10 protein-coding genes are annotated in these 12,858 nt (G+C 47.9%); 2 read left to right on the plus strand and 8 right to left on the minus strand.

Going from position 1 to position 12,858, the window contains the following annotated elements; genetic code table 11:
- Window positions 1–19: 19 nt before the first annotated feature.
- The 8 genes from C7E00_RS14430 to C7E00_RS14470 form a co-directional block, all read right to left on the minus strand.
- Window positions 20–985, minus strand: coding sequence for a GH25 family lysozyme (locus C7E00_RS14430; protein ID WP_066647695.1), 966 nt, complete (start codon window positions 983–985; stop codon window positions 20–22).
- 109 nt (window positions 986–1,094) lie between these two features.
- On the minus strand, window positions 1,095–1,364 hold the full coding sequence (locus tag C7E00_RS14435) for a phage holin family protein (RefSeq protein WP_066647697.1): 270 nt from the start codon (window positions 1,362–1,364) through the stop codon (window positions 1,095–1,097).
- 4 nt (window positions 1,365–1,368) lie between these two features.
- Window positions 1,369–1,695, minus strand: a complete 327-nt coding sequence (locus C7E00_RS14440) for a hypothetical protein (RefSeq protein WP_135358250.1) — start codon at window positions 1,693–1,695, stop codon at window positions 1,369–1,371.
- A gap of 14 nt (window positions 1,696–1,709) precedes the next feature.
- Window positions 1,710–3,245 (minus strand): hypothetical protein, encoded by a 1,536-nt coding sequence (locus C7E00_RS14445; RefSeq protein WP_105305037.1) that lies wholly within the window; start codon window positions 3,243–3,245, stop codon window positions 1,710–1,712.
- On the minus strand, window positions 3,245–4,042 hold the full coding sequence (locus C7E00_RS14450; RefSeq protein ID WP_105305038.1) for a hypothetical protein: 798 nt from the start codon (window positions 4,040–4,042) through the stop codon (window positions 3,245–3,247). The genes C7E00_RS14445 and C7E00_RS14450 overlap by 1 nt, the downstream gene beginning before the upstream one ends.
- Before the next feature lie 21 nt (window positions 4,043–4,063).
- The gene (locus C7E00_RS14455) at window positions 4,064–5,662 is read right to left on the minus strand and encodes a discoidin domain-containing protein (RefSeq protein WP_105305039.1); all 1,599 of its coding nucleotides are present in this window, start codon (window positions 5,660–5,662) and stop codon (window positions 4,064–4,066) included.
- Between the two features lie 10 nt (window positions 5,663–5,672).
- Window positions 5,673–8,477 carry a hypothetical protein gene (locus tag C7E00_RS14460; protein ID WP_105305040.1) on the minus strand — a complete coding sequence of 935 codons (2,805 nt, stop codon included), beginning with the start codon at window positions 8,475–8,477 and terminating at the stop codon, window positions 5,673–5,675.
- A 200-nt stretch (window positions 8,478–8,677) separates the two neighbouring features.
- The gene (locus C7E00_RS14470; RefSeq protein ID WP_105305042.1) at window positions 8,678–9,310 is read right to left on the minus strand and encodes a LysR family transcriptional regulator; all 633 of its coding nucleotides are present in this window, start codon (window positions 9,308–9,310) and stop codon (window positions 8,678–8,680) included.
- 174 nt (window positions 9,311–9,484) lie between these two features.
- On the opposite strand from C7E00_RS14470, the gene C7E00_RS14475 reads away from it, so the two are divergent.
- Window positions 9,485–10,846 (plus strand): PTS transporter subunit EIIC, encoded by a 1,362-nt coding sequence (locus C7E00_RS14475; RefSeq protein WP_105305043.1) that lies wholly within the window; start codon window positions 9,485–9,487, stop codon window positions 10,844–10,846.
- 77 nt (window positions 10,847–10,923) lie between these two features.
- Window positions 10,924–12,831 carry an oxidoreductase gene (locus C7E00_RS14480; protein WP_105305044.1) on the plus strand — a complete coding sequence of 636 codons (1,908 nt, stop codon included), beginning with the start codon at window positions 10,924–10,926 and terminating at the stop codon, window positions 12,829–12,831.
- Window positions 12,832–12,858: the final 27 nt, after the last annotated feature.

Consider the following 12,858-nt stretch of genomic DNA (forward strand, 5'->3'; position numbering starts at 1 on the left):
GTCGTCTTCTGGCCATTTCTTACTTTACGCGGATTTTCCATCCAACCTGGATCAGGTTCACATTTCGGATCAGCGTAGGATTGAGCTTCTGGATTGTGCCGACAGATGTGCCGTACTTCCTTGCAATGGCAGAGAGCGTATCACCGGAACGCACGGTGTAATAGATCACCTGCGGCTGGCTATGGGCCCCCATCAGCTCATTTACTCTGGTCTGAACAGCGTCATAGCTGTATCCAGCGGCAGCAAGACGGTTCTTCCTGTCGTCTCCGTTTCCCCATGAACCGCTCAGAACTTCATGCGCGATTTCATCCACGCTCTTTCTTGCCGGCGCTGGTGCCGGAGTGGGAGCAGGAGCCTGCTGCTTTGCAAACCCGTTGAATCCACCGGTCTTAATAGTGGACGGATAGTCGATGTAGGAAATATCCATATCGACGTTTCCGCTGATGCCGTTTACTGAGCCGGTGGAAGAATACTGCCAGATCCCGTAAGCCCCGCAATAGGTACATTTGGAAGCATACTGAGCGACCCAATGTGTGAATGGCGTGAGCTTGGAATCATCCAGTCTCTCACGGAAGCCGGAATCGGTGGAGCTGTAAATCCCTGCAAAATATCCAGCCGCTTCCAGTGCTCGGCAGAATGCAATCGTAGCTTCCGTAGCGCCTGCCTTGGCAGAAGGAGCAGTGGCTTCCAGATCAATAAAGACAGGATATTCGAGCTGCTTTCCCTTGAGCTGTGCAAGGAAGCGTTCTGCATCTGCCTTTCCGTCTGCTGCGGAAGTGCAGCCAGGCCCGACAAAATAATATGCTCCGACAGCGATTCCATTTGCCTTGGCGTTTCTATAGTTTTCTTCCCATCTGGGATCTGTATAGAATCCAGCATCGGATCCACCAGACTTGATAATCGCAAACTGAATACCGGACGCTTTTACTTTTGCCCAGTCAATGGCTCCCTGCCAGTGACTGACGTCAATTCCTCTGACTTCCATAATGTTATTCCTCCTTCATAAAGAAAGCCCTCCGGTAATGAGCCGGAGAGCTTCAAAGCGTTTGTCCCATTTACGGAAGGGACAGCCGGGATGTGAGGATCACCTCCTCTCACTGATTGGTCTTTGTCAGCTGCTTGTAGATCTGGTTCACACCAGTCGCTGCAAGACCAGACACGATGCCGACTGCGAGGGCGTTGATGATATCCTTGGCTGGGAAGTCCGGCATGAGATACAGCCCGGCGATTCCGAGCACGGCACCGACGCAACCGCAGATCACCGGGATCAGCTCATCCTTCACGGAGCCAGCCGCCTTGCAGCCGATACCGACGAGATAGGCGATCACCGTGATTGCTGCCACACTAGCGATTCCAAAGTCCATAGCTTCATTCCTCCTTTTCTTTACTGTCTGCCGAGAGGGGCAGTTCCTGACACTTTTTGTACAGGGTTTCTCCGGTTCCGTTGCCGCCAAGTGCCTTGTATGGTTTGTACAGGTACTCAAGATTGCTCCGATCTTCCGGAGTGCAGTATCCTCGAGCAATAAAAAAGCTGCAGGCCTGATAAATCCGGTCGTGCAGCAGTGCCATCATTCCTTCTCTGATCTGTTCGTTTTCCTGTTTTCTTCGCAGAAGTGCTCGCCAAAGCCATGTGATGATGGCGATGACCAGAGCGAACAACTCCTGAATCCAATACTTCAAAATGAAGTCTATCAACGGTATCACCTCCTTCATGACACATGCTTTGCAATGTCATAGACTTCTGTTGCAGCCGTAAACTTGCCGGTCGATTCACCGGTCCGATAAAAAGAGACGCATTCTCCTTCGTTTACGGAGAAGGTCGTGCCAAAGAAAGAAAACGTGCCATCCGAGGTCGATTTCTTCTCCATCCGAATCATGGCATCACCATTTTCAAAAAGATAAAGCTCCCAGATCTGATTCACAGAGGAACTGCCACTGTAGTATTGATATCCTTCCCATCGAATCTTGTAGCAGGTGATGCCGATATCAGTCAGCTTGTAGTTCCCGTGTGAGAGGAGATGCGCCTTGGCGTCTTTTCGGTTTACCTTGACCTCTTCTGAACCGGAACCAGTGACTCCGATCCACGAGTTCGTGCTGACGTAGAACGTGGTGTAAGTCTTACCAGCCAGCGGCCACGAGAAGTTTTCGTTCCCGACGGTATAGGTCTGATCATCTACATCACTCTTCAAGATGTAGGAAAGGCCATCTACATCAGCGAGGACATCGGTTAAGCTGATGCTTTTCAGAACCTCGTCAGCCCCGGAGTGATGCTTTGAAATATCGTATTTCTCAGTTACGATATCAAACTTCGTTCCATAGTAATCTTTCCGGTAAAACGAGACATATCCACCAGCGCCGGGATTCGTGAAGCTATTCCCGTTGATCTGGTATGATCCGCTGCCGTTTGTGCCGAGTGATGCAATCCGGATATAAAAATCGCCGTTGCCAAGGAAATACAGGTCCCACATTCCACGGTTGGATTCGTTCTGGCTATAGGGCATGTAGCCGTCCCATGTGATTCTCGTGGATGAAATGGCATCATCTACAGGGACCTCCTGAAGGCTGATTGTTTTGTAGCCGTTATCTCTCTGGTTGATACCGAGCGTACAGCCGCCGGCATTAAATAGGCAGTTACCGGTAACTGAGCAGGAAGTGTACAGCGATCTTGCCTTTGAAAGCGTCGCCTGTAGATTCGGAAACTGAATGATACCGAATTTTGAAGTGGTAATGCTGCAGGTTCCCTCATCGGAATAGGTATTGGTTATGGTATTTCTGCCCAGATCGGTGTTATCAAAAAGATCCAGCGTATTGATGATCGGGAGCTTTCGCCGGATGGAGTTTCCGTTGTGGTTCAGATATCCATCGCTGTTTATGCGGATAGAAAATTCCTCTCCTTTTTTCACCTGGCTGGTATCGATTGTGAGTTTTAACATCAGCCGGTTCACATAGGAAACCGCCGATACCACAGAGCAGTCGATATCTTTCAGCTCAATATCCGGTGACAGGATGGTATCGGAGAGGAGCCAGACAGTGCTGATGTCGTGCGGAAACTCAGAAATCACAGTCTCTTTGGAATCCGTAATGAATACGTAGTTCTTACCACCGGCGCCTTCCGAGCCATCCGTCGGGAGAGTAAGAATAGCAGCCGGCATTTCTGACACCTTATATTTTCTGGTCTCACCGTTCTTTTCCCGGATGGCATCGGCGATGAGCTGTATGTTTTCTTCGGTATATAGCTTCTTCATTAATATTCCCCTATGTCTCCGTCTTCGAGCTTTGCGTTGAGAGCAGCAAGCGCATCGTCGATTTCCTTCTTCGAGTAAGTATCAGCAAGCCTTATCTTCAAATCATCCAGATCATCCTTGGAATAATAGGGCTCCTCATAAGTGCTTTCTTTTCCAGTGATGGAAAGCCGGATCACGTTGCTGTCCTTGGAGCAGTACTGGCCTTCATCCGGAAATCCGATGCAGAAACAGTCATAGGTTCCCGAGACAATCGGAGGATCCACGGCAAATGTCAGATCATAGCTGATATGATCCACGGAGAAAGCGCCGTCCATCATCACAAGACGATAGCAGCGATATTCCGTCTTTTCCGGAGGCGTGATTGTGAAAGTAATCGTGCCATCACTGTTCTGGACAGCAGAAAGTTTTGGAGCATCGGTCTTTTCATTTTTGGGATTTACAGGCGCGACAATTCTTGAGATGTCACGAAAAGCGATCTTATAAAAGGCAATGGCTCCAACATCCGGAAACGTCTTCACGCCAAGCCTCTCCAGACGGTTTCCTGCAATTCTCTGTCCCGGAGTATTCCACTGCACTTCGTCGTAGTCTGTATAGGACCACGATTTGTTTTCTTCATCGTAGATTCCGATTGCGTGAGTGTTTTTATCCTCTTCGGTCATAGAGAAGGGGAGAACATAGTACTGGACCAGCTCTCCGTCAGTAGCCTCATGAATGATGGATAGCTGCCGGACAAACTTCGGAGATGGGTTCTTGTCATACGCTGTCAGATTGATCGTCTTATCAAAGGTAAGTGCCATGAACACATCTCCTCCTTTCTGTCAGACTGTAATTTCAAGAGTCGCTGAGTAATCGATGACTGTTTCTCCTGTCTTGAACGGGCGATCCATCGTAACATTCATTGTGATCGCAGCTCCGCTTGCCGGAGCCTCCTTGAAGTGAATGTATCCGTCCTGAACCTTGCCAAGGAAAGGAACCGCTGCCGGATCTGCACTGAAATCCACCGTCGATGTATCTGCTGTGGTTTCCAGTTTCCAGTAACGTCCCGTCGCATCGAAGTCCTTTTCCAGAACCATGTTTGCGGCCTTTGCTTCTGAGAAAACTTCTGTATAAGTCTCTCCGTCGGTAGAAACACTTAACGTGAAAGTTGCCGCCGTAAAGGAAGCGGGGAGTCTAAACTTATTGAGTTCATAAGAATCACCCAGATCAAAGATCACTGGGTTGCCCTTATAGATCCGGGAGACAAATTCCGAATCCTTGTAATTGGAATACCAGCCATTGGTGTTTCCGAAATCCGTCGGATAGTTGGAAGGCCACTTGTAGAGGGGCCTTGTGAAGAGGCCGACTCCGGACCGGTTTTTCTCCCGGTTGCCGCCGGACGCTTTGGCTCTTGCAAAAGGTGTCAGCTCCTGCAGCATTTCATGGCTGTTGTCATTGATAACCGTGTAATCTACGCCACGAGTTAGAGTATTGCCACCCACGGTAATAGAATCCGTGTCCTTCACAAAATAACTGAACGGGCAGAGAAAATCTTTCGTTGTTCCGTCGCCGGTACCCACCGGATATCCGGTGATCGTATAATTCGGCACAAGCTCGGAATTGGGAAGTTCTGCATAGCAGACGCCACCGATCAAGATGGTATTGAAGTACACCGGATAATCAAGCAGTGTTGCAGGCGCACGGAAGTCAAACTTAGCTGTCCGTTTGCTGTCTGCATAGGAATTGCTGCTCTGCGCTTTTCCGTAGCCGTAGCAGGAGTTCGTGCAATAGTAGCTGCCATAACTCGTGCCGATGTACGAATAGGTGCTTGTCATTTCGCCGTCGCCGATAGCCGCATTGCTGTTCGTGCAGAGCTCCAGAAACAGCGATCCAAGATCGCCCCAGCCTCTTTCTGTTTTCTGTCCCTCGTCATCCTTTGCTTTTTTCATGTAAAGCTGAGTGTGGCGGACAGGCACTGCGATCCAAGGACTGGATGCAGAGAGTGTCATGGTAATTCTGGCAGTTACGATCACGCGGGTGAGATCATCCTTTTCAATCGTGATCGGGTTGCTTTCGGCGTCCTTGATGAGAGCATGGGTGACAACCGTTGAGCTTACCAGAACGCCAAGCTCCGTGATGGTTCCGACATGGTCAGTATCCGGAGGAACTTCGCCGACCAGCGTATGGATGGCAGCCTGTTTCTCTTCATCAAGCGAAACGGTCTTTGTGCAGGTGATATCCCAGAGCTTTGTAAATACGTCAGTATCTGAGCTGGCCGGAGTTCCCGTGCCGGAGCCAAGACGGACTCCGGTGAAGTTGAAGCTCACGTTCAGCATGTTCGAGAGAACCACATTTCCGAAGTGGTATTCTTTTTTCTTGCCGCACCGCTCTACGGTGACGGTATATTCGTTTTGAAAACGGATCTTACATTTACTATCCATCTTATCCTCCTTAGATCGGTGCGTCGCTCGTCATGTAAGTCTTGATCTCTGCGGTGACGGAAGCTTTAAGCTCTCCCTCATCGGAGACGGCCATTTTTGTTTCCTTTACCTGTCTTGTGATAAAGGAAGAAGTCATGGCTGCGTGAAGGGTTCCTTCATCTGGCTGGATGCTTGCCTGATTCTGAACCTGATGGGTTGTGATAACAGAAGTTGCGGCAATGTGAATTCCTACCGTTTCTTCGATTTCAATATTCTTAACAGTGATATTTCTCTCAATGGTCCAGCTGAAGCCCTGGTCATAGAGTAAAAGACGGTTTACACCATTTCCGTTCGACAGGTAAAAGGGTGTATCTTCTGCAGAAATATCAACTTGCAATACAGCTTCCTTGGCTCTTGTAGCCGCCACTTCATCTTTCGTGGTAATCACGAGATCCGTACCATCGAGACTTAAGGTATAGCTATTGCCAGAGAGCTCTTTGCCGTTCAATGTCACTGTGACGGCACTTCTATAGGAAGAATCAAAGGCTTTGATATCATACGGATACCGGATACGGAAAACTTTCTCCGGAGCAACCGGGTCGTCAAAGAGCACGGCCTTGCCAGTAAAATCAATCGCATCGCCATTACGGAACATGCTGATGCCGATCTTATTGTTGTCATTAAAGTCTGCATTCTCCGGATAGATGGACTGGCCGACATAAGTTCGTCCGGTGATCATCCAGTGATTTTCGGAAGCGCTCGTCAGTTCAAAGCTTAGGCGATAGTCATTGAGACGATGCACATTGGCTTCCAGCCATTCCGTTCCTTTCCCGATCTCTGTTTCATTGGACCAGATCTTCGTCTTGGTTTCGGTATTCAGCGTGTACTGACGATAAAAGACAGAGCCGTCCGTCTTTACATAGAGAAGAACCAGTCCCTGATCCTGTTCCGGATACATTTCCGAACTGTAGCCTTTGCAGGCATGAACGGATTTCACACCTTCTGCGGCGACAAATCTTGTCGTTTCATCGTCACCTTTCTGGGCATAAAGGGTTCTTGTCGTTTCATCCGTAATCCAGAAGATCCACGGCTGATCATCTGTTTCAATCGTGAACTTCTCGGCTCCGGTCCGAAGAACCCAGGATCCATCAAACTCAATGGCAGCATCCAGCGCTTCTCCGGGTGTATAGACACCTTCCCATTTAATGACACTTTTTGAAGAGGACTTGTATTCCCGGCGGCTGATGAGAAGTTTCCCGTTCTCGATTCCGGCACACCAGATCTGATCTGGACCGTCTGATTCGGATAGCTGCCGCATGGAAATATCACGAATGTCCATGCCGATTTCATCAACAGCCTCTGCGAAGTTTCCAGCGTTAATGGTAAAAAAGATACCTCTTGGCTGAACTTCAATCGTGCCGATTGTGCACTGAACAGTGATAAGCGCCTCATGATTTCCGGACACTCGATGAAGGTAGGAGTGAGGGATTCCGATGGTGCCATCACCGGCAGGAAGGTCATAAATCAGAGGAGAATAGAGCTCTTCAACAGTCGTATCGTAGACTCGGACGATCATCGTTGTGGACTGGTCCGTCCGGTAATGAATGAGAAAATGTCCCTCGACATCTGCTTCCTTGGAGATGTAGTAGGAGATACATCCGGCGATTCGTTCAGACTGGCTAAAGGATAATGTCCCGGTATTGTAATCGTAGAGCAGGCTGTTGATAGAACTCGTAATCGAATTCACTTCATCAACAAGGCCAGAGATGTCCTTATCGCTCTTACTGTTTCTGGTAATGAGAGCCGGATTCTTCCCGACGCCAGACATTTCATATTTCTGGTTGTAGGAGAACACGAACTTCGTCATACAGAAAAGCCGGTTATCATCTGCATGTCCACCTGTGAATCGGAAAACATCCATAAGGTCATAGGCAGGGTTCCCGATCATTTCAGCCTTGAACGGCACATACTGAATACTGCCAAGAGCTGTGAGGATGCTTTTCCGCATAACGTCTACATCACCGTTCTGCAGGAAGGGATTCTCGCCAAGGTTATAGGTCAGGGCATCATCAGTATCTTCTCCGTAGTATTTTGTTTCCTGAGCAGCGATATCCACGCAGGAAAGTCCGGTGTACCTTGTCACATAATCGCCGAAGGTACAGCCGGTAAACCGATGAGCCGCATCAATCGTATCGACCGGAATCTGATCGTAGGGACGAAAGATGATCTTTCCTTCACGGTCTGCAAAAACGTTACAGGCCACAGCCTGCGCAACCCACGAGAGGAAGGTTCTCCAGCTCTCGATGTTGTTGTCAGTATAGAGACTGAAGGTCATATTTCCGTTTGCAAAGGAAGCAAACTCCTCTGCAGAAGTGCCAAGTTCCAGATCGCAGGAGCGGCAGGCGATAGAGGCGAGCCGGTAGGCGGTCCCCGTCAGCGTCGATGCGGAAAAACTCCGGTCAAGCTTTGACATGTTGTCATAGGCTGTGATTTCAACTCCGCTGTTTCCCCAGTTCGCTTCCGAGATGGTAAACACGCCAAGCGGAATGTCCTCATAGCTTCCATCCGCAAGACGCATTCCGAAGAATGGACGGATACCAGCATCCTTTAAGGAATAGCGCTCATCCTCCATGCCTAGAAGCGTTATTTTAAGCTCTGCGATATACACCTGACCGATTAGGACCTGCGTCTCATCCGAGCACTGGTTTGTAATGGAAAACGAGCCCGAAAGGATGTGGGAATCATCAAATACCGTGTTTCCGATGGTTCCCCGCATCCGATAACTCTGGACAGGCCGCTGCATGGCTTCTTTATACTGTTCACTTACTTTGTACATGGCAGCCCTCCTCCTTTAAAATTCCTGCAAATCAAAATTCACGGTATAAAGTCCGTTCGTGCCTCTCAGGACCGGTTTTGAAATTTCGCATCCGCATTGTCCGGGTCTTATAGTCCTGTGTTTTCAGGTCATATAGCTTCACCTGAATGGAATCCTTGTCCCGGAACTCAGCGAACTTTGCAGCCCAGCGGCTGGAACATTTAAATATCTTCATATAAATCATATGTGTTATGCCCTTTGCTCATACAGATATAGGGAACCCTCTGCAGATCATTCAAGGTCTGAAAACTCTGATTTTTTATTTTGAATTCTGAACCGATGACGGGAATATCATGGAACGATTTGCAGATTACCTGCCGGAATGGTTTATGCAGTTCAACTGTAGAAGTAATGAATGCAAAGTCCATAATCCCCTGACTTAATTCTTTAAGTGATTCCTGTGAAGGCATGTTCTCAAGGGAGATCATAATATTCGGATACTTTTCGTGAAACTGTCCGAGCAGGTCATCCAGAGAGCCACGGAGTCCGATTTCATTCGCACTGATGTTCAGATGCCCTTTTTCCATGTTTGAAAATTCAGCTACGGTAGAGATCCCTTTTTCAAGCTGCTCTACCGCGACTGATACATGCATATAAAGCTGATTGCCTTCTGGGGTAAGAGTGACACTGTGCTTGTCTCGGAAAAAGAGCTTGCAGCCAAACTGATTCTCAAGGGATCCGATCAGTCGTGTAACTGCTGGCTGACTTGTTCCTAATTCGATAGCCGCCTGAGTAAAGCTTTTATATTCTGCAACCTTGGCGAAGGTTTTCAAATGTTCATAATTGATGTCCATATTTTTTACCTCACCAATAGCATATATCAGAAAGATATAACCAAGCGAAAAAGTGATATTTTGAAAACGCTATCCTTTCCGTTATCCTTCAAGCGTAGGCAGCACCCCGAACAGCTGCCGAAACAGCCATGCAGGTTCCGGGGAAACCTATAGTGGTAAAAGGAGGACACAATTATGGCGAAAGATTACAAAAATCTAGCCGAAACTATCGTTTCAGATCTTGGCGGACTTGAGAATATCGACCAGGTTATTCACTGCGCAACACGTCTTCGGTTCCAGCTGAAAGACGCGAAAAAAGCGGAAACAGAAGAAATCAAGAAGATTCCGGGTGTACTCGGAGTTCAGAACAGCGGCGGCCAGTATCAGGTCCTGATTGGCACTGATGTCGGAGAAGTGTTTGATGAAGTAGTAAAGGCGGGCGTAGCTGATGGTGGAACAGATTTCTCCGATGCGGAAGAACCTGAAGCAAAGAAGAGTCTGATCGACCGTTTCATGACAATGATTTCTGAAGTCATGTCTCCATATATTCCGATCCTTGCTACTGCCGGAATTATCGGCGGAATTATTTCTCTTCTTGCAAGCATGGGAGTCATGAACAGCGAGGGCCTTACTTATCAGGCATTCTACGCGGCGGCAAACTCGGTATTCTATTTCTTCCCGATTCTGCTCGGATTTACCGCAGGAAAGCATTTCAAATGCAACCCATATGTTTCTGCAGTTCTTGGCGCATCCCTTGTTTATCCGAACCTTGCAAATATGATTGTGTCGGGAACACAGGTTCAGATGTTCGGGATTAACTTTACTGCAGCGTCTTTCTCTGGGACATTCATTCCGATTCTCCTTGCAGTTTGGGTAATGAGTCATCTGGAAAAAGGACTGAAAAAGGTTCTTCCTCAGGTGGTACAGTTCACATTTGTCCCGTTACTCTGCCTTGCAATCATGGTTCCGTTGACAATCATGGTGATTGGTCCGATTTCCGGTGTTCTGGCAACAGCAATTTCTGCAGCATATAAGGCACTGTTCATTTATCCGCTGATCGGATGCGTACTGTTCGGAGCATTCTTCATCGTTATCATTATGCTTGGACTTCATTGGTCTGTTATCCCTATTCAGCTAGCAGTTCTTGCGGAACAGGGCTATGAATATGGACTTTCTGCTGGTGGAATGGGAAACTATGCGCTTCTTGGGGTCTGCCTTGGTGTTCTGTTTGCATCAAAGAATGCTAAGAAGAGACAGGTTGCTGGTTCTGCAGCTTTCGTAGATGCGTTGTCCGGTATTACTGAGCCAGGCCTATACGGTATTGTCATGACGAATAAACGTTATCTGATTTCTCTGATTGTGGGCGGCGCAGCCGGCGGTCTTATCATTGGCTTATTCGATGTTCCGACTATCCAGTTTGCTTTCTCAGGAATTCTTTCCTTCGGCGCATATCTTACAATTCCGAAGTTTCCGATCTATATCACTGCAATTGTGGTGTCCATTGCTGTGAGCTGCGCAGTATCCATGCTTACAACAAAACGAATCGAAGCAAAGTAATATCTAAGTAACAGCACTCATTTACTGACAGGAACCTTACTCGGGTTCCTGTCGCATTTCAAGAAGGGAGTTTATCAATGAACAGTTATTATCCGATGCTCTTCAGCCCTCTGAAGATTAATAATATGGTTCTCAGGAATCGCGTTGTATCGACACCGCTGGGAATGAATGATATCAGCGAACTGAAAGGCCCTGCATATGTGATCAAGGGAAGTATAGCAGTTGATGCTCCTAATTCCTTCTGGAGCCCGGAAGACTATGCATTCAGCCGGAAAAAGGTAGATGGTCTGCATGACTGGATCATCAAAGCACATGAGCGAGGCATGAAAGCAGGTATTGAAATCATTCACTGTGGCAATCAGGCACGTGCATATGATGGCGATTATGTATTTGGACCGTGTGACGGAACAAATGATGAGGGCTATCCGATCAAGCAGATGGATGAAAATGACATGCAGGTCGTCTGTGATGCTTATGCAAAGGCAGCAAGAGACGCGATGATGCTCGGATTCGACATTATTTTCCTGCATTTTGCGCATGGATGGCTCCCTGCTCAATTCCTTTCTCCGCTTCATAACCACAGGACTGATGAATATGGCGGTTCGCTTGAAAATAGGGAAAAATTCCCGCTTATGATACTTCAGGCGGTCCGGAAAGCAGTTGGCCCGAGATTCCCGATTGATATGAGGATATCAGCGGTAGAGCATGTGGAAGGTTCAATTAAGTTTGAAGACACACTTGCTTTTATCGGGATGGCCAGGAAGTACATCGATGCTGTTCAGATTAGTTGCGGCCTTGATAAGGGCTTTGGCTATAACGGAAATGTCACGATGTGCACAACAATTTTCGAACCGCATGAAATTAATGTCGAGTATGCAGGCGAAGTCAAGAAAACATATCCTGATCTGGTCGTAGGAGTAGTCGGCGGTATTGAAACGCCGGAAGCAGCAGAAAAGATCCTGTCTGAGGGCAAAGCAGATCTGATCGCAATGGGTCGCTCACTTCTTGCAGATCCGGAATGGGTTGAGAAAGCCAGAACAGGCAGATCCGATCAGATTCGTCCCTGCGTGAGATGCCTGCAGTGCTATCACATTTCGACTGCTTATCGAAACATCGGATGTACTGTTAATCCTCGATTCCATCATCATGCATACATTCCGAAGAACTCTGAGATTGTTAGAAATGTTGTTGCCAAGAATGTTGTTGTAATTGGAGGCGGCCCTGCTGGAATCAGCGCTGCTCTTGCGGCAGATAAGAAAGGAAATCATGTCATCCTGATTGAAAAAGAAGCAGAGCTTGGTGGAATGATCCGTTTTATCATCCGAGAGCATTTTAAAGAGGATATGCAGGCATATTATCGATGGCTGCTGAATCAGGTAGATGAATCAGGAATTGATGTCAGACTTAATACTGAAGCAACCCCGGAGATGGTGAAGGGACTGAATCCAGACTATCTGATTGTTGCGGTCGGGTCGACACCGAAGAACCCGCCGGTCAAAGGCCTTGATCTTCCGCATGTGCATGACTGCCTCAGTGCAATTAGTGATTATGACAGTCTGGGAGAAAGACTAGTCATTATCGGCGGGGGTTCCATCGGAAGCGAAATCGCACTTGGTGCTGCTGAAGTTGATGGCAAGAAGGTATCAATCATTGAGATGACGGATACCATTGCGGCGAATGGAAATATGCTTTACAGAGTATCAATGAAGCAGCATATGGATCGCCTTGAAAATCTGGACCTGTATACAGGATCTGTATGTCAGGAAGTGAGACCCGATGCGGTCGTGGTCCGCAAAGGTGATGAGATTCTTGAGCTTCCATATGATGATGTGATCGTAGCGAGCGGAATGGCTCCCAAGACTGACCTTGCAAATTCATTCTTTGGAATTACAGAGGAAACATTTGTTGTGGGAGATGCAAGTTCGGTTCGCCTCATTCAGGAAGCAAACCTTGAAGGAACGATGGCGGGATTGAGAACCGAATAGTCTGAACAGAAGAAGGGCAGAATCTAC

The sequence above is a fragment of the Anaerolactibacter massiliensis genome (assembly GCF_900290205.1).
In the GTDB taxonomy this organism is placed as follows: Bacteria; Bacillota_I; Bacilli_A; order Erysipelotrichales; family Erysipelotrichaceae; genus Bulleidia; species Bulleidia intestinalis.